The sequence below is a fragment of the Megalodesulfovibrio paquesii genome (genome assembly GCF_054653055.1).
On record NZ_BAAIGQ010000005.1, the window covers coordinates 406,778 to 428,310 of the forward strand.

Annotated in this window: 19 protein-coding genes; 2 read left to right on the forward strand and 17 right to left on the reverse strand. The window is 62.1% G+C overall.

The window, feature by feature from the left end; genetic code table 11:
• Positions 1 to 35 precede the first annotated feature (35 nt).
• The 11 genes from ACYQ00_RS08370 to ACYQ00_RS08420 form a co-directional block, all read right to left on the reverse strand.
• Positions 36 to 857 carry a metal ABC transporter permease gene (locus ACYQ00_RS08370; RefSeq protein WP_460031681.1) on the reverse strand — a complete coding sequence of 274 codons (822 nt, stop codon included), beginning with the start codon at positions 855 to 857 and terminating at the stop codon, positions 36 to 38.
• Positions 854 to 1,714 carry a metal ABC transporter ATP-binding protein gene (locus tag ACYQ00_RS08375; RefSeq protein ID WP_460031682.1) on the reverse strand — a complete coding sequence of 287 codons (861 nt, stop codon included), beginning with the start codon at positions 1,712 to 1,714 and terminating at the stop codon, positions 854 to 856. Before ACYQ00_RS08375 ends, ACYQ00_RS08370 begins: the two co-directional genes overlap by 4 nt.
• Before the next feature lie 93 nt (positions 1,715 to 1,807).
• Positions 1,808 to 2,746, reverse strand: a complete 939-nt coding sequence (locus ACYQ00_RS08380; protein WP_460031683.1) for a metal ABC transporter solute-binding protein, Zn/Mn family — start codon at positions 2,744 to 2,746, stop codon at positions 1,808 to 1,810.
• Positions 2,747 to 2,841: 95 nt separating this feature from the next.
• Positions 2,842 to 4,041 carry a PhoH family protein gene (locus ACYQ00_RS08385; protein WP_460031684.1) on the reverse strand — a complete coding sequence of 400 codons (1,200 nt, stop codon included), beginning with the start codon at positions 4,039 to 4,041 and terminating at the stop codon, positions 2,842 to 2,844.
• A gap of 214 nt (positions 4,042 to 4,255) precedes the next feature.
• Positions 4,256 to 5,428 carry a phosphate ABC transporter permease PstA gene (pstA, locus tag ACYQ00_RS08390; protein ID WP_460031685.1) on the reverse strand — a complete coding sequence of 391 codons (1,173 nt, stop codon included), beginning with the start codon at positions 5,426 to 5,428 and terminating at the stop codon, positions 4,256 to 4,258.
• A 22-nt stretch (positions 5,429 to 5,450) separates the two neighbouring features.
• A complete protein-coding gene (pstC, locus tag ACYQ00_RS08395) occupies positions 5,451 to 6,701 on the reverse strand; it encodes a phosphate ABC transporter permease subunit PstC (RefSeq protein ID WP_460031686.1) in 1,251 nt (416 codons plus the stop codon).
• Between the two features lie 130 nt (positions 6,702 to 6,831).
• The gene (locus tag ACYQ00_RS08400) at positions 6,832 to 7,878 is read right to left on the reverse strand and encodes a PstS family phosphate ABC transporter substrate-binding protein (RefSeq protein WP_460031687.1); all 1,047 of its coding nucleotides are present in this window, start codon (positions 7,876 to 7,878) and stop codon (positions 6,832 to 6,834) included.
• A 381-nt stretch (positions 7,879 to 8,259) separates the two neighbouring features.
• Positions 8,260 to 9,654, reverse strand: a complete 1,395-nt coding sequence (gene gltA, locus ACYQ00_RS08405; RefSeq protein ID WP_460031688.1) for an NADPH-dependent glutamate synthase — start codon at positions 9,652 to 9,654, stop codon at positions 8,260 to 8,262.
• A 49-nt stretch (positions 9,655 to 9,703) separates the two neighbouring features.
• Positions 9,704 to 10,552, reverse strand: coding sequence for a sulfide/dihydroorotate dehydrogenase-like FAD/NAD-binding protein (locus tag ACYQ00_RS08410; protein ID WP_460031689.1), 849 nt, complete (start codon positions 10,550 to 10,552; stop codon positions 9,704 to 9,706).
• Between the two features lie 177 nt (positions 10,553 to 10,729).
• Positions 10,730 to 12,907: a methyl-accepting chemotaxis protein gene (locus ACYQ00_RS08415; protein ID WP_460031690.1), complete on the reverse strand. Its 2,178-nt coding sequence runs from the start codon at positions 12,905 to 12,907 to the stop codon at positions 10,730 to 10,732.
• A 119-nt stretch (positions 12,908 to 13,026) separates the two neighbouring features.
• Positions 13,027 to 14,457 (reverse strand): sensor domain-containing diguanylate cyclase, encoded by a 1,431-nt coding sequence (locus ACYQ00_RS08420; protein ID WP_460031691.1) that lies wholly within the window; start codon positions 14,455 to 14,457, stop codon positions 13,027 to 13,029.
• A 242-nt stretch (positions 14,458 to 14,699) separates the two neighbouring features.
• Between ACYQ00_RS08420 and ACYQ00_RS08425 the strand changes: the two genes are divergently transcribed.
• Both ACYQ00_RS08425 and ACYQ00_RS08430 read left to right on the forward strand, forming a co-directional pair.
• Complete coding sequence (locus tag ACYQ00_RS08425; RefSeq protein WP_460031692.1) at positions 14,700 to 15,995, forward strand: class II fructose-bisphosphate aldolase; 1,296 nt, start codon at positions 14,700 to 14,702, stop codon at positions 15,993 to 15,995.
• Between the two features lie 66 nt (positions 15,996 to 16,061).
• Positions 16,062 to 16,757: a hypothetical protein gene (locus ACYQ00_RS08430; protein ID WP_460031693.1), complete on the forward strand. Its 696-nt coding sequence runs from the start codon at positions 16,062 to 16,064 to the stop codon at positions 16,755 to 16,757.
• A 77-nt stretch (positions 16,758 to 16,834) separates the two neighbouring features.
• Here the strand turns inward: ACYQ00_RS08430 and ACYQ00_RS08435 are convergent, their stop codons facing one another.
• The 6 genes from ACYQ00_RS08435 to tmcD all read right to left on the reverse strand — a co-directional run bounded on the left by ACYQ00_RS08435 (position 16,835) and on the right by tmcD (position 21,354).
• Positions 16,835 to 17,170, reverse strand: a complete 336-nt coding sequence (locus tag ACYQ00_RS08435; RefSeq protein WP_460031694.1) for a NifB/NifX family molybdenum-iron cluster-binding protein — start codon at positions 17,168 to 17,170, stop codon at positions 16,835 to 16,837.
• Between the two features lie 113 nt (positions 17,171 to 17,283).
• Entirely contained in the window at positions 17,284 to 17,637 is a 354-nt protein-coding gene (gene divK / locus ACYQ00_RS08440) for a DVU0259 family response regulator domain-containing protein (protein WP_460031695.1), read from the reverse strand.
• Between the two features lie 3 nt (positions 17,638 to 17,640).
• Entirely contained in the window at positions 17,641 to 18,054 is a 414-nt protein-coding gene (gene tmcA, locus ACYQ00_RS08445) for an acidic tetraheme cytochrome c3 TmcA (RefSeq protein WP_460031696.1), read from the reverse strand.
• A gap of 2 nt (positions 18,055 to 18,056) precedes the next feature.
• A complete protein-coding gene (gene tmcB, locus ACYQ00_RS08450) occupies positions 18,057 to 19,394 on the reverse strand; it encodes an electron transfer complex ferredoxin TmcB (RefSeq protein ID WP_460031697.1) in 1,338 nt (445 codons plus the stop codon).
• A 17-nt stretch (positions 19,395 to 19,411) separates the two neighbouring features.
• Positions 19,412 to 20,071: a TmcC family electron transfer complex membrane anchor subunit gene (tmcC, locus tag ACYQ00_RS08455; RefSeq protein WP_460031698.1), complete on the reverse strand. Its 660-nt coding sequence runs from the start codon at positions 20,069 to 20,071 to the stop codon at positions 19,412 to 19,414.
• Between the two features lie 23 nt (positions 20,072 to 20,094).
• Complete coding sequence (gene tmcD / locus ACYQ00_RS08460; RefSeq protein ID WP_460031699.1) at positions 20,095 to 21,354, reverse strand: electron transfer complex subunit TmcD; 1,260 nt, start codon at positions 21,352 to 21,354, stop codon at positions 20,095 to 20,097.
• Between the last annotated feature and the right edge of the window lie 179 nt (positions 21,355 to 21,533).

The following is a 21,533-nucleotide window of genomic DNA, read 5'->3' on the forward strand; positions in this document are numbered from 1 at the left end:
TCAAGTGGTTCCGCGCATGGGGATGCCACGGAAGGTCAGGCGGTGCGCTGCAGAGCGCTGCGCAGCCAGCCGCCGGCCTGGACGATGAAAAAAGTCGAGGCTGCCAGCGCAATTATGGCCGCCCCAGCCGTGACATCCAGGGAATACGAGGCCCACAGCCCGGCCAGACTGAACGCCATGGCGTACCCGGAGGCCCGCGCCATCATCCCGGCCAGGGACTTGCTCCCGTGTTCCGCCAGGCATGAGGGGATGGTCAGCAAGGCGATAACCAGGATCAACCCCACCACCTGGATGATCATCACCACCGAGACGCCCAACAGGGCCAGCAGCAGATAGTGCAATCGGTCCACGGGCACGCCGGCGGTGCGGGCGTATTCCCTGTCGAAAGACATGCACAGAAAATCCCGATAATTGCATGCCACCACCAGCAGCAGGGCGGCATCCAGGGCGGCCATGGCCCACACGTCTTCCCCTGGCACAGCCATGATGGAGCCGAAGAGGTAGCTCATCAGATCCACATTGTAGCCGGGTGAAAAATCCAGCAGCAGGATGCCCAGGGCCATGCCTGCGGCCCAGAGCACGCCAATGATGGTGTCCGAACGATCGGTGCGGCGCATGGTCAGCTTGCCCATGAGCATGGAGGCCCCAAGGGTGAAGCCCACGGTGGTTCCCATGACCGGCCAGCCCAGGAAAAAGGCCAGGCCCACCCCGCCATAGGCCGTGTGCGCAATGCCGCCAGCCAGAAAAACAAGACGGTTCACCACCACCAGAGAGCCGATGATGCCGCAGGCCAGACTGGCCAGGGCGGCCGCGGCCACGGCGTGTTGCATGAAATCGTAGGACAAGGCTTCCATCATGCGCTTGGATCCTGTTCGCCAGCCTGCGCCGGGGAGGGGCCGGGGGTGCGGGGCGTGAGGGGCGTGAGATGCTGGTACGGCGCGGGGGTCTGCAGCATGCGGGCAATGCTGGAAAGATAGCCGTCCACAGGGCACTCCGGATCATGCACCCCGTACAGCAGGGAGAGCATTTCCGGGGTGATGACCGGGGAAGCTGCTGTGCGTTCGCCACCAATGCGGGTCTGCAGCAGCCGGCGATTCACCGCGGCCACGCGGGTAACCCGGGCGCTGGCGGCGATGATGTCGTGGCTGACCACCAATACCGTGGCCTCGCCGGTGAGGCTGCCCAGCAGTTCAAACAAACAGTGCTTGCCGCGAGGGTCGATGTTGGCGGTGGGTTCGTCAAAGACCAGCAGGGCCGGCCGGGCCACCAGCGCCCTGGCCACCAGGGCCCGCTGCTGCTGGCCGCCGGAAAGCTCATCGAACCGGGAACGCGCGCAGTCCGCCAGACCGACGCGTTGCAGGGCCTCCAGGGCGCGGTCGCTGCGCTCGGCGCGGGAAAGTCCATCGGTGCGCAGGCCCATGAGCACTACCTGCTCCACGGTGATGGGCAGGCCCTTGTGCACCACGGTCTGCTGGGGCACGTAGCCCACCTCGCCAGGGCCAAGGGGCGGGGTGCGGCCCAGGATCTTCACCGTGCCACGCCGGGGGGTGAGCAGACCCAGAAGACACTTGATCAGCGTGGTCTTGCCGCCGCCATTGGGGCCGAGCACGACCACGAATTCCCCGCGTTCGATCTGCAGGGAGACGTCATCGAGAATGGTATCGCCGTTGTAGGCGAAGCTCACATGGTTCAGGTCGATGACGAAGTCTTGCATGGTGTGTCAAAGGCGCGGCGCCTGGGGTGAGAGGGAACGGGAATGGCCACCGGGCAGGGTGACCATTCCCGAACATATTGCGTATGGTGTTCGCTATTGCAGGGCAGCCTTGAAGGCATTGGCCACACTGCGCATGTTGGTCAGCCAGTCCTGGGCCAGGGGGTCGGCCGGGGCCACCTGGGCGCCCACCTCGCGGGCTATGGTTTCTGCCGCTTTTTTAGAAAACTGCGGCTGCACGAAAATCACCTTCACCCCGTCATGGCGGGCTTCGTCAATCAGTTCCTTCAATTCACGCGCGCTGGGTTCCCGGCCTTCCAGCTCCACCGGCACCTGCTCCAGCCCGTAATCCCTGGCGAAGTAGCCCCAGGCAGGGTGGTACACCATAAAGCGGCTGCCCTGCTTGTCGGCGAAAAGCCGGGTCAGTTCTTCATCCAGGGCCTGCACATCCTTGAGAAAGGCTTCCAGGTTTGCCTGATAGGTCGCGGCGTTGGCCGGATCCTTGCGGCTCAGGGCGGCGGCGATGCCCTTGGCCATCTGCATCACCAGCCGGGGCGAGGTCCAGAGGTGCGGATCCAGTTCGCCGGCTTCATGGTGGTGCCCTGCGTGCTCCTCGGCCTCGGCATGTTCCTTGCCTTCGGCCTTGCCGTGTGCATGCCCGTGCGCCTCGGCATGTTCATGCCCGTGCTCGTGTTCAGCCAATGCAATCTTTTCGATGCCTTCGTCAAGGTGGATGATTTCCAGCGAAGGGGTGGCGCCGGCAATTTTAGGCAGCCAGCGTTCTTCCCAGGGCATGCCGACGGTGAAGTACAGGTCGGCCTTTGCCAGGGATTGCATCTGTTTGGGGGTGGGCTCGTAGCTGTGGGGATCCTTGCCGGGAAGCACCATGGCTTCCACGGACGCCAACGGCCCGGCGATGCGTTCCACAAACTGCACCTGCGGGGCAATGGTCACCCCTACGCGCAGGGCCGCCTGGGCCGCTGCGGGCAACACCAACACCAAGGCCATGATACTGCACACAATCAATCGACGCATGATAGTCTCCTTGCTCAAATGCAACCAAGTTGCACAATCATGCTCCAAAGCCGGGGCCGAGGCAAGGGAGAAGATTGGCGGCCGGGCCGGCACCCTCAGAGTTTGCTTTTGAGCACCAGATCGGTGATGGGCCCGCGGGAGCGGTCGCCCTTGAGCACGATGTGCGCGTAATTGCCAAAGCCCTTGAATTTGCGGACCAGCCAGTTGAGCCCGTTGTTGGATTCGGAGAGGTAGGGGTTGTCCACCTGGCTGGTGTCGCCCAGGCAGAAGCATTTGACGCCCTCGCCCATGCGGGTCAGCAGGGCGCGGACTTCCGTACGCGAGAGATTCTGGGTTTCGTCAATGATGACGATGGCATTTTCGATGTTCATGCCCCGGATGTAATTGAGAGGCAGGATTTCGAATTTCTTGGTGTTGTAACGCAGGGTTTCCTCGGCGGGGTTGATGAAGAGCTTGTTGGCCGGCCGGAGGGCGTGGAGCTTGAGGAGCAAGTCTTGAATATATTTAACATATGGCTCCATCTTTTCCTTGATGTCCCCTGGCAGGTAGCCCAGCTTGGCACCGAGTTCGATGGTGGGCTTGACGACGAAGATTTTCTCAAAGGCATGCTTTTCCAGCACCAGATACAGGGCAGAGGCCAGGGCCAGGAAGGTTTTGCCATAGCCGGCCTCGCTCTGCACGCTGACGAGGTCGATGCCGGGATGCTGCATGAGCATGAGGGCCAGATTCTGGTACACCGTGCGGGGTCGGACATTCCAGACGCAGCAGGTGTAGTTCATCGGCTCTTCGCCCAGGGGGCCATGAAACACGGGCTTGCCCTCGCGCCAGGTGAAGCTGTTGGCCAGGGGCTGCGTGTCTGGCGGACAGAAGCCGGTGTAGAGCTGGGATTCGGATTCGAAGGGCTTGGAGTCCTTGAACTCCTCGCTTTTGATGTTGGCCAGGGAGGCCTGCAGGCGAAGGATACGGTCGTTGGTGACCAGGATGGGATCGTCGATTTCAGGAGAGTCCTGAATTTCCTTGAGGATGTAGTTGTCGACAATCTCTTCGGTAAAGGGAGAGATGGAGGAATCGTTGCGGATAAAGTGGATGGAGTCCCGGTTCTCCAGGAGCACGTCCACCACCTTGGCCACAATGTGCCGCAGGCGGTTGTTGGTCTTGAGCTGATTGAGTTCGATGAGGACGTGGTAGGGGATGAAGATGTTGTTGTCGTCGCCGTTGCGCAGGCTTTGGATGGAGAGGGGGTTTTCAATAAGGACGTTGGTGTCGAGGATGAAATTTTTCTTTTTGCCGTTCATGGGACACGCCTGGGGGATGGAGGTTCCCCGTCGCCCGGAGGCGACGGGCGTGGAAACGGCATGGCGTCGTCCCGCGGGACGCGCCCGCCTGACGAGGCCACGCTAGGCCAGTTAGCAGCAATCGTAAAGAGGCCAGCGCGCAGGGGCGAGGTGCTGCGGCGAGAAACATAAGAAAGGCGGGTGGATGGGAAATCAGAATCGTCTTGATGACGGTTCACCACCGTTTTTCGAAGCGGTTGCGCAGGTAGATGGCCAGGGCATTCATGGAGAGCAACACGGCCAGCAGCACCAGAATGCCCGCCGCCGTGCGTTCGCCAAAGGCGCGCTGGGAGTCCGAGGCCCAGGTGTAGATCTGGGCCGGCAGCACGGTGGAGGCCTCGGTTATGGTGGCCGGCGCTTCGGGAATGTAAGCCATCATGCCCACGACGAGCAGGGGGGCAGTTTCGCCGATGGCGTGGGCCAGGCCGATGATCGCCCCGGTGAGGATGCCGGGCATGGCCAGGGGCAGGACCAGATTCCACATCACCTGCCAGGGCGTGGCCCCCAGGGCCAGGGCGCCGTGGCGCAGGGTTTCGGGCACGGCGCGGATGGCTGCACGGGTGGAGATGATGATCACCGGCAGGGTCATCAGCGCCAGGGTGATCCCGCCCACCAGCGAGGAGGAGCGCGGAATGCCCAGAAAGTTGATGAAGATGGCCAGACCCAGGAGGCCGTAAATAATGGACGGGATGGCGGCCAGGTTGTTGATGTTCACCTCGATGAGCTGGGTGAAGCGGTTGTCTGGCGCGAATTCCTCCAGATAAATGGCCGAGGCCACCCCTACGGGGAAGGAGAGCAGCAGGGTAATGCCCAGGACGTAGAGCGTGCCCACCACCGCGGCTCTGATGCCTGCGGCCTCGGGAATTTTGGAGTCGCCCTTGGTGAAGAAATCCCAGTTGAAGACCAGCCGCGTCTTGCCGGCGGCCTTGAACTCCTCCACCAGCTGCACCTGTTCGTCGTCCAGGCGGTGGGCCTTGCCCTTGAGCAGCTGGTCCACGTCGGCCGAAGCCAGCACCCACTCCTCGCTGGTGGTGCCCAGCAGCGCCGGGTTGGCCTGCATGCGCAGGGGCAGCTGGCGCAGGAACTCATGGCTCACAAAGGTTTCGTATTCCTCGGCCACCGCAACGTTGGGCATTTCCTGCACGTCCTCGGTGTAGGAAAGCTCCATCTGGAGCTGGCCCTGGCGGAAGGCGGGCATGGCCATTGTGCCAATATCAAACAAAAAATACACCAAAAAGGCGGCCGCCAGCAGGATGGCGATGCGGGTGCACCACTGGAAGCGCTTTTCAAAGGCCAGCCGCCGCCGCGTGGCGGCCTTGAGGCTCTGGTCGGTCTGAAACACGGACATACGCGCAGTTCTCCGGCCCGGCTTATTCGTAGTGCTGCTTGAAGCGGCGTACGACGTACAGGGAGATGATGTTCATGATCAGGGTCAGGAGCAACAGCACAAAGCCCAGGGCAAAGGCCGAGAGAGTCAGCGGGCTGTTGAATTCCTGGTCCCCGATGAGGGCGTCCACGATGCGCACGGTGACCGTGGTCATGGATTCCAAGGGATTGGCCGACAAATTCGGATGCAGGCCCGCTGCCATGACCACGATCATGGTCTCGCCCACGGCGCGGGACACGGCCAGCAGAAAGGCCGAAACGATGCCTGGCATGGCCGCCGGCAGCACCACCCGCAAAATGGTTTCGCTCTGCGTGGCGCCCACGGCCATGGAGCCCTCGCGCAGGCTCTGCGGCACAGCGTTGATGACGTCGTCGGACAATGAGGAGACAAAGGGGATGATCATCACCCCCATCACCAGCCCTGGCGCCAGGGCATTGTTGTACACCGCATTCAGCCCGATGGCTTCCGCCACATGCACTACCAGCGGCCCCACGGTGATGGCCGCAAAATACCCGTAGACCACCGTGGGAATGCCAGCCAGGATCTCCAGGGTGGGCTTGGCCACCTTGCGGGCAAAGGACGAGGCGTATTCGGACATGAAGATGGCCGCCAACAGCCCCACCGGCACGGCCACCAGCATGGCCACCCCGGTGATCATGAACGTGCCGGCAAAGAGCGGCAGGGAGCCGAATTTGGCCTCGGATACCCCCGCCATGTCCCGCCCGGCCCCTTGCAGAAAGGCCGTGTCCGGATCCCAGGTGGTGCCGGTCAGGAACTCCCAGACCGAGACGAATTTGAAGAACTGCAGCGTCTCAAAGACGATGGAGAGTACAATGCCGATGGTCGTCAGCACCGAGATGCACGAGCACAGCAGCAACACGCGCATGATGGCTTTTTCCACGGCATGGATGGCCCGGAACTCCGGCGTGATCTGCGAGAGTGAATACACCAGCCCCAGCACCGCCACCCCCAGCACGGCCACGACCGTGACCAGGGGCGGGATTGCCAGCAGACCGAATTTTTGCAGCAGTACAGTCAGGCAATAGAGCCCGAAGGCCGGCATGCCCACCCAGACCACGGCGTACCAGCCGTAATAGCCCGGAGCGGAGTGAAACCGTTGCCCGGAGAGGGCCTGGGCATCCGGCCGGGCCCGGCGCATGCCCAGCACATAGGCAAAGAGAAGCAGGGGAAGCACGCCCAGAAGCGCGTACTGCAGGAGGTCGGCACTGTCCAATGCGATTCCTCGGTGGCTTGCCCGACCCTGCGCCATGGTGCGTGCGCAGGGTGGGGGTGAGTCTGGCGGACCGGAAGGGTGGGGGGGTAAGCCGTCAGCCTTCCGGTCCGTGGGAGCTGCGGAAGCAGCGTTACTTCAGGTCTGCCGGGTCCAGACGCTTGAGACTGGTCACGTCCTTGCGGGCCTTGTCCAGCATGTCCTTGGGCAGGGGGATGAGCCCGATGCGCTTGAGCAGGCCGCGGCTGCCGATCATCTTGTCGCTCATGAACAGATCCACGTATTCCTTCAGGCCGGGAACTTTCCCGATGTGGTCGGCCTTGATGTAGAAATACAGCGAGCGGGAGATGGGATACTCGCCGCTGGAGACGGTTTTGGGCTCTGGCTTCACGCCGTTGATCAGCGCGCCCTTGATGCGGTCCTTGTTCTCTTCCAGGAAGGAGTAGCCGAAGATGCCGAAGGCGTTCTTGTCCTGGACGAGTTTCTGGACGATGAGGTTGTCGTTTTCACCGGAGGGCACGTAGGCTTCGTCCTGACGGATGGCGGAGTACTCGCCGGCTTCCTTGCCCAGTTCCTTTTCGTATTCCGGGAACTTTTTGACGGCCTTGTGCATCACCAGCTCGGCAAAGGCGTCACGGGTGCCGGAAGTGGCGGGCGGACCGTAGATGAGGATCTTGCGGTCGGGCAGGGTGGGGTCAATTTCCTTCCAGTTCTTGAACGGGTTGGGGACCAGCTTGCCCTGGGAGGGAACCTTTTCCGCCACGGCCAGGAAGAGCTGCTCGGGCGTGACGTTGAAGTCGGCGTCCTTGCCATTCTGGGCAACGGCAATGCCGTCGTAGCCGATGATGGCCTCCACGACCTTGGTCATGCCATTGGCATAGCAGGTTTCCAGCTCGCTCTTTTTGATGCGGCGGGAGGAGTTGGTGATGTCCGGCGTTTCCGAGCCCATGCCGGCGCCAAACAGTTTGTGCCCGCCGCCGGAGCCGGTGGATTCCACCACAGGGGTGCGGAAGCCGGTGGTCTTGCCAAGTTCTTCAGCCACAAAGCTGGAGAAAGGGAAAATGGTGGATGAACCTACGATGCGGACCTGGTCGCGCAGGGGCTGTTGAGCCTCGGCGGCGCAGAACCACAGCGCCAGGGCAACCGTTGCGCAAAAGGCGGCCGTGAGCATGGAACGCATGAAAATCCTCCTGTTAGGGCCATCACTGCTTTCCGGGATGCAGGCGGAAAGCGCGTGCAATGCCCGCCACCGTATGCTCCCACTGTTACATGCGGGTGATTGGTGCGTGACCGTTTCAGGGCAGGTGTCGCAAGGCCCGTTTTGCAGGGACAGGCGTTGCAAGGCCCGGCGTGAGGTCGGAGATGGCCGATCCAGGTGTACGAAAGAGGCGTTACAGTTCCATGACGACATGCTGCCACAGGGCGCAAAAAAACCGGCCCGGGCCGGTAGGACACAGCCGCGCAGGGCAGCCGCGGTGCAATGGCAGGGGGCTTACGGTGTGTGACGCGGAACGAGGGCGGGCACCGTTTCAGGAACACGGCGCCCGCCCCGCATCGGGTGTCAGTCTCTGGCCGCGTCCTCGCCCAGCAGGCGGCGGGCGATTTCCTTGGCAGCCCGGCGGCCCGCGCCCATGGCCGAGATGACCGTGGCCGCGCCGGTGACGATATCGCCCCCGGCAAAGACCATGGGCATGCTCGTCTCGCCGGTTTCGGGGTCGGCGTCGATGTAGCCGCGTTTGGTGCGGCGCAGTTCGGGGGTGGAGTCCAGCAGGATGGGGTTGGGGCCCGCGCCCACGGCGATGACGGCCATGTCGCAGGCCAGCTCCTGGAACGCGCCCTCGACAGGCTTTGGAGAGCGCCGGCCGGAGGCGTCGGGCTCGCCGAGTTCCATGCGCTGGATGACCATGGAGGTCAGCCGGCCCTGGTCGTCCCCCTTGAACTCCACAGGTGCGGAGAGGATTTCCAGAATCACGCCCTCTTCCACCGCGTGTTCCAGCTCTTCATGCCGGGCGGGCATTTCGCCCTGGGTGCGGCGGTAGACGATGCGCACTTCCTCCGCGCCCAGGCGCAGGGCGGTGCGCGCGGCGTCCATGGCTACGTTGCCCCCGCCCAGCACGGCCACGCGGCGGCCAGGGAAGGTGGGCGTGTCCCAGTTGGGGAAGTCGTAAGCCCGGCCCAGATTGGCGCGGGTGAGGTACTCGTTGGCGGAGAAGACGCCGATGAGGTTTTCGCCCGGCACGCCCAGGAACTTGGGCAGGCCCGCGCCCACGCCGATAAACACGGCCTTGTAGCCCTGTTCAAAAAGTTCCTTGACCGTAAAGGTCTTGCCGGCCACCCAGTTGGGCAGCAAATCCACGTGCTGTTCCTTGAGCGCGGCCACTTCCGCCGCCACAATGCTCTTGGGCAGGCGGAACTCGGGGATGCCGTAGATGAGCACCCCGCCCACCTCGTGCAAGGCCTCGAACACCGTCACCTTGACGCCATGGGCGGCCAGATAGCCGGCCGCGGTGAGGCTGGATGGGCCGGAGCCGATGCAGGCGACCTTGAGTTCCTCGTTGATCATCGGGCACTCGGGCTTGCCGGTGATCTGGTCGCAGGCGGAAAGGGCCATGTAGGTATCGGCCACGTAGCGTTCCAGCCGGCCGATGGCCACGGGTTCGCCCTTCTTGCCCAGCACGCAGTTGCCCTCGCACTGGGTTTCCTGGGGGCAGACCCGGCCGCAGACCGCAGGCAGGCTGTTGGTGGACTTGATGACTTCGTACGCCTTCTGGATGTCATTCTTTTGCAGATGGCCGATGAAGTCGCGGATGGGCACTTCCACGGGACAGCCCTTCACGCACAGGGGTTTTTTGCACTGGATGCAGCGCGAGGCCTCGATGAGGGCCTGGTCCTCGGCATAGCCCAGGGCCACCTCGGCGAAATTTTTAATGCGCGCCAGAGGCTCCTGCGTGGGCATGGCCACGCGTGGGATGGATATTTTTCCTTTGCCGGCGGGGGTATGCTCGCTACTTGCCATGGCGCTCTTTGAATGCCTCGTAGGAGAGGGCTTCCTGGGGTTTGAACGCGGCGAGCCGCTGGCGGAGCTCGCCGAAATCCACCTGATGGCCGTCGAATTCCGGGCCGTCCACGCAGGCGAACTTCACCTGCCCGCCCACGCTCACGCGACAGGCCCCGCACATGCCGATGCCATCCACCATGATGGAGTTCAGGCTCACGGTGGTCTTGACGCCAAAGGGTCTGGTGGTCCGGGAGACGGCCTCCATCATCGGCACGGGGCCGATGGCCACCACTTCCTTCACGGTCTCGTCCGTTTTGAGCCGTTCCTCCAGCACCTGGGTGACAAACCCTTTGTGCCCGTAGGAGCCGTCGTCGGTGGCGATGAGCACTTCATCGCAGAAGTTCTTGAGTTCATTCTCGAAGAGCAGCAGATTCTTGCTGCGCGCGCCGATGATGGCCACGGTGTGGTTGCCGGCGCGTTTGTGGCCCTTGGCAATGTGGTGCATGGCCGCAATGCCCGTGCCGCCACCCACGCAAACCACAGTGCCGACCTTTTCAATGTGTGTGGCCTGGCCCAGGGGGCCGCAGAGGTCGTGCAGGGCGTCGCCTTCCTCCAGGGTCTCCAGTTCGGCGGTGCTCTTGCCCATGACGAGGTAGACCATGGTGATGGTGCCGGCCTCGGGGTCGGCGTCGGCAATGGTCAGGGGGATGCGCTCGCCCTGGGGGCCGACGCGCAGGATGACGAAGTTGCCGGGTTGCGCCTTCCTGGCGATGTGGGGGCACGAGATGACCAGCTTGCTCGTCTGCCCGGGAATCAGCCGCTCTTTTTTGACAATGGTGCAAGGCGTCTGCTGCATGGGGGCTCCTGGGGAGAGAATTCCCTCTTATAATGGCACAACCCAAAGTTTGGCAAGGCCGCCGTGCCTTTGAGCTCGGGCCGCAACCCAATGCACGGGGGCCGCAACGCGCATCGCCGGGGCCGCACCATGGTGCGGCCCCGGCGATGGAATGTGGCAGGAGGGGCAACGCGCGACTCAGCGTTCGTCATCAGCCTGCAGGCTCTCGATGAGCCCGCGCAGAATCTGGGCCTGTTCGGCCAGCTGGTGCACGGCTTGGGAGGATTGGTCCATGGCTCCGGCCACGGTGGCGGCGATGCGGTTGATATCATCGATATTCTTGGTGATTTCGTCGCTGGCGGCGGACTGTTCTTCTGCCGCGGCCGCAATGGAGCGGACCTGGTCCGTGGCCGTGTCGATGAGGCCGACGATCTGCTGCAGCGCCCCGCCCGAGCGGCCGGCCTGCTGCGTGGCCTCGTCGATCAGCCGGGAGGCGACGTCAAAGTTGGCGATGTTGGTGCTGGTACCCTGCTGGATGGCGGCAATGGCCGCGCCCACCTCACGGGTGGCGCTCATGGTCTTTTCCGCCAGCTTGCGGACCTCGTCGGCCACCACGGCAAAGCCGCGCCCGGCATCGCCTGCGCGGGCGGCTTCAATGGCTGCGTTGAGGGCCAGCAGATTGGTCTGGTCGGCAATATCATTAATGACCACCATGACCTGGCTGATGCCCTCGGCCTGTTTGCCCAGGGCGTGCATGTCTTTGGTCAGGCCCTGGGCCTGGCTTTTGACCTGATCAATTCCATCTACCACCTGGGAAACCACCTGCGCACCGGCGGCGGCTTCCTTGCGGGCGTGGTCGACGGTTTCCGCCGCCTGCCCGGCATTCCGCGCCACTTCCAGCACGGTGGCGTTCATTTCTTCCATGGCTGTGGCCGTCTCGCTCAGGCGGACGGACTGATCCTGCGTGCCGCGGCTGGATTCGCGCACCTGACCGGTCAGCTCTGTGGAAGCCGAAGCAATAACTGCCGCCACGCCTTCGAGTTTGGCCGCCGCCGCCAGCATGCCTTCCCGGCGGGCCTGGTCGGCCTTGGCCCGGGCCGCCTCGGCCAGCGCCACCGCCTGTTCGGCCCGGGCCGCCTGGGCTTCAGCTTCTGCGGTTTTGGTGTTGGCCACGGCGATTTTGCCTTTCAGGGACTCCACCATCTCGCGCAGGGCGTCGGCCAGCACGCCGATTTCATCACGCTGGCGGATGTCGATGGGGCGGTCCAGATCCCCGGCGGCCACGCCCTGGGCCGCTGTCATGATCCGCCGCAGGGAGGTGACGATGGGCCGGGTGACGGCAAATACCAGCACCACCAACAACACCAGCCCACCCAGGCTGATCCAGAGCAGCTGCCGTTGGAGGCTTTGCGCACTCTCCTGCATCTTGGATTTGGGCAGGGTCACCAGGAAGCTCCAGGGGCCTTCCGCACCTTCCAGGAGAATGGGGGTCATGCTGTAGAGCATGGTCTGCCCGGCAACGGATGATTCCTGATCGTATTGCAGCGCGGTGCCCTGGCGCAGGGCATTCTCAAAGGCGGTCTTCTGTTCTGCGGGGACGAAGTCCTTGGCGTTTTTGCCGATGAGGCTCTTGTCCGGGTGGGCGACGATCATGCCTGAGTTGGCGAGCAGCATGCCGTAGCCGGTGTCGAAAATGGAAATGCGGGCCGCCAGGGACTGGAGGTTTTCCAGGCTCAGGTCCACGCCGGCCACGCCATTGCCTTTGTCCTGCATGGGTGCGCAGACGCTGATCATCATGCGGTCCTGCCCGGCCACCTCATAGACGGTGGGCTCGGTGACAAAGAGCTTGCCCGTTTGCAAGGGCAGCCAGTACCACTTTTCCCCTGGGTCGCGGCTGGAGGCCAGGACTGAGGTGGTGGTGGTTTCCTCAATGCCGGTTTTGCCACGGATAACATAGGGCAGCATACGGCCGGAACCCTCGTGCAGGGCGTTGGCGTTGACGAATTCGGCATCGCGGCCGTCGAACTCGTTGGGCTCCCAGGTGGTCCAGGCGCCAAAAATGTTGGGGAAGCTGCTCAGGGTGCGGTGGAGCAGGGCCGCCACGGCCGCGCGATCCGGTTGGGGCCGGGCATGTTCGGTGCTGACACCGGCGGCCATCGTCTTGCCAATGGCGATGGTGGTATCCAGAACCCCCTGGACCATGTTCGCATACCGTGCCCCGATTTCCTGGGCCAGTTGGGCGGCGTTCTCGTTTGATTGCCCGTCGATCTGCTGGCGGACGGTGAGGGTGAGCGCCATCAGGACAATGACGGCAGCCACGCTGACCGGTATCAATAGCTTGTATTGCATTTTCAGGTTGTGCAAATGAAAGGTCATGGGCAATCCCCGGCTGGATGAAAACGTGGAACTCGTTGCGAACGTCCGCCTTCCTTAATCTAATTCAATTAGTTACATGTTAGGCTCAGTTTTCCGAGGAGGCAAGTGACACTTGCGTGTCAGCTGCAGGAGCCTCCCTTGCGCCGCGCCTTTTCGGCATACATGGCCTCGTCCGCCGCGGAGAGCAGGGCATCCAGGGTCATGCCGGGCATGTACATGGCCACGCCGCAGCTGACTTCGATGGGGCCGGAGGGCAAGGCGGAGGAACGAACCGCCAGTGTTTGCCGCAACCGCTCCACCAGGGCATCGGCCTCGGTTTCGGTACACTCGGTCAAAAGCAGGAACTCGTCGCCACCAAAGCGGAAGAGGGCGTCCGTGGGGCGGATGCCGGCCCGCACGATGCCGGCCACGGCGCGCAGGGCGCCGTCTCCGGCCAGATGCCCGAATTTGTCATTGATATCCTTAAAATTGTCCAAATCCATGCCAATGGCGGCAAAGTTGCGGCCCTGGCGGGCAAAGCGGGAAATGGCCCGCTGGAAATAGGTATCCAGCGAACGACGGTTCAGGCAGCCGGTGAGTTCGTCGTGCATGGCCAGAAATTCCAGCCGGCCCTGAAAGAAATTCACGGCCAGGGCCACGATGGCAATAATGACCAGGGAGGCCACCGCCCCCACGCTCAGGGTGGTCATGAGGTTCTTGCGGGCCGCACCAAGCACGTCGCGCTCGTCCTGCTCCACAATGAGGAACCAGTTCAGCTCGGGAATGTAACGGGAAGTCAGCTGGGTGGCGCCGTCTTCATTCTCGTAGCCCAGGTCCACATGGTCTTTGCCGGCATCCAGGATGGCGCCGGCAATCTGGCCAATGCCGGGCAGGTCGTGGATGTTCACCTGCTCCACCAGCCGGGTGTCCATGTGCGCCTGGATCATGCCGCGTGGATCAACAAGATAAATTCGACGCAGGTATCTGGCCTGGGTATCCCGGATGATGTTGGCCACGGCATCCATTTTCAGGCCCACGCCAGTCACGCCCAGGAGCTTGCCCTTCGAGTCCAGCACGCGAAAATTGATGAAGATGGTCAGGGTGTTGTCAGCAGCCTGATTGGTGTCCACATCCAGGTCGTATTCCTTGCCGGTGTGGATGAATGCGTAGTACCAGACATCGTGCGCGTCCGCCTCGGAGATGGTCTTGAGCACGCCGTTGAAGTGGTAGTACTTCATGGTCTTGGCAGAGACGAAAAACGTGCTGAAGAAGCCGTACTTTTCGTGAATGCCATTCAAAAAACGCTGGATCTGCCCTTCGTCCTGCTCGCCCTGCTCGGCCCATTCCTTCAGGAAGTTGTCATTGGCCATGAGGGAGGAAACATGCAGGGGTTGCATGAGGTTTTTGAGTATTTCTGAGTAGATGGTGTCGCGCGTCAGCGGCAGGGCCGAGGTGGTCAGCTCCTTCAGGGCGGCCGAGCGCGAGACGGTATAGTTCACAAGGCTGGTTGCTGCAAACGCAGCCACCAGCACGGTGGAGAGCAACAGGATGAGCCTGGTTTTGATCGACATGCACCGCTCGTTACAAGGTATGTCACAAGGTCGCAGGCCAGGATGGTCTTGTGAGCATATAAGAAATTATGACGGAGGAGAGAGTCCGGTCAAGCTGTTTTGCCCAGCCGAGAGCTCCGTGACGAGATCGGTATGCGTCTGGCCATTGCCGTTCTCTGCGGTTCAAGGTATGCTCAATGCTGTCGTCTCGTCAACAAATCCAAACCTCTCTGGCACTCACTACCCGCAAGGAGGACGGCCTCATGCCCGTTTTTGGCCAGCCGCCGCATCCACAGTTTGACACCGCCCTGAAAGTGGGCCGCCCGCCCAACGTTCAGGCGCTTTTCCCCAACTCCCGCGCCCTGATCGTCAGTGGCAAGGTGGTGGACCGGGCCATGCTCGCCAAGGGCCACGCCATGACCATCGCCGCCAACGGCCGCAGCCATTTCGTCATCCGCGGCGTGCTCCTGGCTGCCCAGCGGGCCAACGCCGCCGTGATTCTCGAAATCGCCAAAAGCGAGGGAGGCGCGGCCCACTACTGCGCCACCACCATGTGGAACCTGGCCCAGCAGGTGGACGCCATGTGCAACGAGCTGGGCATTACCGTGCCCGTGGCCGTGCATACCGACCACTACGGCATCAAGAACCCTGCGGACCTCGAAAAAGCCAAAATCGAGATCCCCACACTCTTCGAAGCCGGCGTGACCTCCATCGCCATCGACGCCTCCCACCTGCCCGATGACGAAAACCTCCTGGCCAACATCGCCCTGAAAGGCTACGTTCCCACCTGGGCCGGCTATGAGACGGAAGTTGGTGAGATTAAAGGTAAATCAGGCCTGTCCACCCCGCAGGAGGCCCTTTTCCTCATCCAGGGCCTGAACGCCCACGGCATCCACCCCGATTGGATCGCCTTGAACAATGGCACCACCCACGGCATCGAAGCCTCCGAGGCCGGCATTCAGGTGGAACTGACGGCGGAAATCCACGCCGCCCTCGCACCGTACAAGCTTTCCGGCGCCCAGCATGGCACCTCGGGCAACAGCTCGGCCAAGCTGAAGGAAATCGCCGCCAAGACGGCCACCACCAAGGCCAACGTGGCCACGGCCCTGCAGATGCTCTCCTGGGGCGTGCAGGTGAATGAATACGGCAACGCCGTACTCGACGAGGCCAAACGCCTGATCAAGGAACCCGGCAAGGGCATTACCGAAGAGCTCTGGGCCGATCTGGTGGCCTACGCCGACTCCAAGGGCCTGAAGGCCGGCGACTACAAGAAGCTGAACCTGCCCTTCGAATGCCGCATGATGGGCCAGCCCAAGGACGTACGCGACCGCATGGCCGAGGCTGTAGCTGGCTTTGTGGAAGAATTGCTGGTGGATGTCTTCAACGCCAAGGACACCGCCCCCCTGGCCGTCGAGGCCATCCTGGCCGCCAACTCCTACGACCTGGGCCCCAAGGTCGGCGTGATCGAAAACGCCGCTGACTGGACCGAGGAAAAAATCCGCACCAAGGCCAAGGGCATCGAATCGGATAAGGGGCCTGAGGGTGATTTTGACGATTAGATACGATGGATACGAAGCGGGGGGGCTGAGCGCCCCCCCCGCCTGTTATGTGCAGTGTGCGAAAAAGTGAATGGCATTAAAAAAATGGATACACAATTAATTGCAAATATCGTGATGGCCGCGTGTGCTGCGATCGGAGTAGTAACAACCGGATTGTTGATCATGCTGAATTGGCGATTGGTGAATGAGACGCGACGATTGCGCGAAATTCAAACGGAACCTGAATTGGACGTTTATATTATACCAAATCAAAGATATATAAATATTGTGGAGTTGGTGGTTCGAAATTCAGGTGGCCCTGCGGCAAATGTTAAATGGTCGATAAACATTGATGAGGCTGTTGCGAGCGAAAAAGGGTTGAAGATTCGTGAAGTGGCAATGTTTTCAAAGGCTGGCTATATTCCAGCGCGTGAAAAATTCGTTTTTTTTCTTGGAAATGCGATGGAGCTACTTAAGAAACCGGTTTTGCCGGTTTTTACAATTCGGGTTGAATATGATAATTATTTAGGCAAAAATAAGACTAAAAAAGAATTCCACATTGACGTATCGCAGTGGGAAGGACTGATAGTAATCGGGAAAGACCCTGCCTGTGAGATTGCAGATAACTTAAAGCAACTGTCGCAGACAATAGATAAAATTTCGAGGGCCAATCCTACTCCACTCTTGTTTAGAGTTCAGTCTGAAACTAGTTTTCAAAAAGAACAAGACAAAAGGAAAAAGGAAGTAGTGGAACAATTCGAAAAGCAACAAAGAATGAGTTGAGTAGATAAGAAGTTTTTGGGAAGGAGAGCGCGAGAGGGAACCCTTTTGCAAAAGGGTTCCCTCTCGCTTTTTTGTGCTTACTTCCGCCGTTTCCCCGGCATGGACAGACGTTCCAGGCGGCCGGCGAGCCAGTGGTCCAGGACGCGGTTTACGTCGCCGGCAATCCAGGGGGAAAGCCGGATGCCCGCACGGTGCAGGTGCTCGGCGTAATGTTCGCTCACGGCGCCGCAGACCAGGGTGCGAATGCCCGCGGAATGCAGGGTTTCGGCCAGGGCGATGGGGCCGCCCTTGGGCATGGGGACGAATCCTCGCGAGTCGAGCTCTCCGGCGCGGGACTCGTAGAACTGCAGTTCCGAGGCTGTCTCCAGCAACGAGGCCAGTCGTTCCCCATACGTGGCCAGACACACGCGCATGCTCCCTTGCCCCTTCTGCCCTGTGCGGCGCTGCTCAAGAGCCGCCGCCCGTTGCACACCCGTCAGTCACACATCCGGCTGTTACACGCCCGAATTGTGCAGACTGCCGGGGTTCAGCCGATGGTGTCCTTGACGATGGCGATGACCTGTTTGGGGTCAAAGGGTTTGTTCACCGTGGCCACAGCCTTGCGGATGGCCAGATGGATGCCGGAAAGCCCGCTGATGACGATGACCGGCAGCTCCTTGAACTCAGGTTTCTGGGAGAACTTGCGGTAGAACCGCGGCCCCCATTCCTCGGGCATTTCCAGGTCCAGGGTCAGCAGGTCGGGCTTTTCGCGTTCCAGCACCTCCATGGCCTGGCTGCCGTCAGAGGCGGAGCAGGTCTGGTAGCCATGGTCCTGGAACAGCGTGGTGAGAAACTCCACGATGGCCGGATCATCGTCCACAACCATGATTTTCTTCGGCATGGCTTACTCCTTGGCGGTCGGGGCATGGCACTCGCCGCAGGCGAGGGGGCCTTTGCCGGTTTGTTCATGACAGCCCACGCACTGCAAGTGGAAGGCCCGCCGCAGCGGCGTCTTGTGCTTCAGCTTGGGCTCGGCCGCGGGGTTGGCGGCGTGGCAGTCCGCACAGGGCGTGCCTTCGGTGGTGTTGGTGGGGTCCATCTTGCCGTCGGTATCGCCGTGGTGGCACACGCCGCAGTCTTCGAGCTTGGCCTTTTCATTGTGTGCGTCATGCTCGAACTTCGCCGCTGGCCGTTGCGGGGTGGGGAAGGGATCGCGGCTGACCACCAGCATGTCGGACTGGCAGAACGCCGGCAGGGTCCAGAGCACCAGGGCCAGCCCCAGCAGGAGCAGGAGCAGGGGAGAGTTGGCGCGACGCATGGCTATTCCCCTCCCGCAGCCGGATCGGCCGGCCGTTCCATGTGCTTGTAGATGATGTCGCCCAGGAAGTAGATGTGCATATCCAGCTCAAAGTGCTTGATAATGTCTTCCAGGCCGCCGTGGCAGTTGTGGCAGGGGGCGATGAGCGTGTGCACGCCCGTGGCCTTGAGCTGTTCCGCCTTGATTTTGTTGCCGATCACGCGGACCTTTTTGAATGGCGGGCCGCAGTTGATCACGCCGCCGCCGGCGCAGCAGCAGTAGTTGTGCTCGCGGTTGGGGGTCATTTCCACCACTTCTTCGGCAATGTGCTTGACCACTTCGCGCAGCTTGTCCATGAGGCCGCGGCCGCGGATGATGTTGCAGGGGTCGTGGATGGTCACGGCGCCGGGGTGTTTGCTGGCCATGCGGATTTTGCCGCTATCCAGCAGTTCCCAGAAGAACTCGATGGAGTGCACCACCGGCACTGGATGCATCTTCCAGCCCAGCCAGCGGTTGGCCTGGTCGTACACAGCGCGGAAGGCGTGGCCGCATTCGCCCATGACAATGCGCTTGACCCGCAGGCGCTGCGCGGTTTCGTAGTGGGCGCGTTCCACGCGGGACATGACTTCGGCATCCCCGCTGAACATGGCCATGTTGGAGTTGTCCCAGCCCGGGGTGGCGGGCATGGTCCAGTCCAGCCCGGCGACGTTGAAGATGGCCGCCGCCTGATAGATGAGCTGGGTGCGGAACTTTGGTTCCGGCGCGATGACGGAGTACATGAAGTCCGCGCCTTCTTTCTCCAGGGGGATGCGCAGGCCGGGGAATTCTTCCCGGGCTTCATCTTCCTGCCACATCAGGGAGTCGATCCACTCGTCATCCTTGACCCACATCTGGTTCATGGTGGCGGCGTGGGAGTGGGCTGTGTCCTGAATGTACTGTGGCGTGACGCCCAGCTTGTGGCAGATACGGCGCACCACGCTGATGATGTAGGCCGTATCGATGCCCAGCGGGCAGTAATGCATGCAGCGGCGGCAGAGGTTGCATTCCGTATAGGCGATCTGGGCGAACTGCTGCAGCTGTTTTTTGGTGACGTCGCCATCAGCCTTGAGGATTTCCCACATGGTCTGACGGACCTTGCCCACGGGGGAGTAGCTGGGGTCGCCTTCGTGGGACATGTAGTAATGGCAGGCCTTGGCGCACAGGCCGCAACGCATGCAGGTTTCGGCATAGGTTTTCAGGCGCGCGCCGGTTTCGCTGTTCAGCACGGCCTTGATGATGGAACGAATGCGGGACTGCTCCAGGCGGTCCAGTCCGCGCTGGATGCCGGCATCGTCTATGAGCCGGTCGGCAATGGTGCTCATGTCAAGAACTCCTTATATTACCAGTCCTTGGCGTGACGAACGCCGCCGAACTCGCTGCCCATATACGCACGGCTGAAGAGCCCGAAGAGCATGTGCGAGAGCCTGGTGAAGGGAATGGCGACGAGCATCAGCTCGCCGGTGAGGATGTGCAGGGTGGTCATGACCAGGTTCGGACCCACATGATGATAGGCCAGGACGCCGGTGAGGAAGGGCAGGCAGGCGATGATGAGCACCAGCCAGTCCTGCCCGCTGGTCACAAAGCGGACTTCAGGCTTGAGGAGCCGGCGCAGGGCGAAAAATGCGCAGCAGGCCACCACCAGCATGGCCACCACATCCGTGATGACTTCCGGCGGCGACCACCAGGAGAAGCCGTGGAACTGCTCCACCAGCACCACATGACCCAACACCACCAGGGGCAGCAGAATGAGCCCGATGTGGAAAACGAAGGTGGCGATGGTTTCCAGAGGGTTTTCCCGCCAGCCCAGCGCACCGAACGGGGTGAACCAGTGCGCCAGGGACCTGAGGCCGAACTTCCAGCTCATGTAGGCCAGGGCCTGGCCGTCTTTTTGCTTGGCCAGATTGTACATGCGTACCAGACGATACACGGAGCCGAAAATGAAGATGGCCGCCGCCGCCCAGGCCAGGGGACCTACGGCAAGGGCATACAATTTTTCCATGAAATTCCTCCCTTGTCCTGCGCCTAGGCTTTGAAGGACGAGATATGGTCCACGATGCGCAGGCAGGCGCCGCCGGACAGGGCCCGAATGAGCACCTTCTCGCCGCTGGGGTCGAAGACCGGAGGCCAGACCTTGTCGAACCACTCCTTGTAGACCTTGTCGTCCAGGACAATGGTCTGCCGGCCGTGCTTCTCCACCGCCGCGGCCACTCGCTTGCCATCCGGCGAGAACACGGGCGGCCAGGCCATCTCGTAGCGGCCGGTCCAGGGCTTGCCATCCACCACCACGCGGAAGCGGGTGTTGTTTTCGCTGGCCAGGCAGGCCGCGCGGCCCGTGGCGCTGAGGACCAGATCCGTGACCACAGGCCAGGTCTGGTTCCAGGGCGTACCATTCACGGCCACGGTGAATTCGCCGAATTGTGGCGCCACGATGGCGGCCAGGGTCTTGCCATCGGCAGAGAACTCGGGATGCCAGAGCTGGTGGAAGGCCGGCTCCCAGCGGAAGCCGTTGCGGGTGGCCAGGCCCCACTTGCCGCCGGTGCGCGCCGGCACCAGCACTTCGCCCGTGGTGGGGTCGAAGAACGGTTCCCAGACGCACTGATAGGTGGTCGTCCATGGACGGCCTTCTTCAATGACGCCGTAATCATAGAGCGAAAACCGCGCGGCCGCGGCCACGCGCTCGCCGGCAGCGTCAAAGGTCGGGCCCCAGCAGTTGACGAAGTTCGTCATCCAGGACTCGCCATCCACCGCCACGGAATACACGCCTTTCTGATAGCCTTCGATGTCCGCCTGTCCCAGGGACACGGTCTGGACCACGGCCGCGGAGTGCGCGCCGTCCTTGCTCAGGGCGAAGTTGTTGGCGTTTTCAAACAGGGTTTCCCAGGGCTGGTCGTCCACGGCCATGCCGTATTCGCCATCCTGCTGCACGCAGATGGCCAGGCGGCTGCCGTCCTGACTCCACATGGGGTTCCAGATGAAGCCAAACGTGTTTTCCCAGGGCTGGTCGTCCACGGCCGCGGTCCATTCGCCATCGGTCTGGACAAAGGCCATGAGCCTGCCGTCCGGAAGGAATCTGGGCATCCAGACCTTCTCGAACACGTTTTCCCAGGTCTGGCCGTTGACGCAAAGCGTCGCACCGTCGTCTGAGACGGCGGCCATGGCCACACGCTCGCCGTCGGGCGAGACATATGGTTCCTCAAGCCAGTTGAAATCTCGGGCGCAGGCGTGCACATCGCACAGACTGCGTGCGCCTGTTTCAAAATCCCAGGCATCGCTTTGGGGCATGATTTGACTCCTTGGGCGCTTGCTATTCCCGCTGCGGCAGGTTGGTGGCCTTGAACGCGCAAGAGCACAGGCCGTACCAGCGGCCCGGCAAGCGAGGCGCGATGCGGGGGCGACAACGAAACGCGCCGCCCCCGGGAGGAGGTGGCGCGTTTTTTGGGCGCAAAATGCGTCTTTTTGGG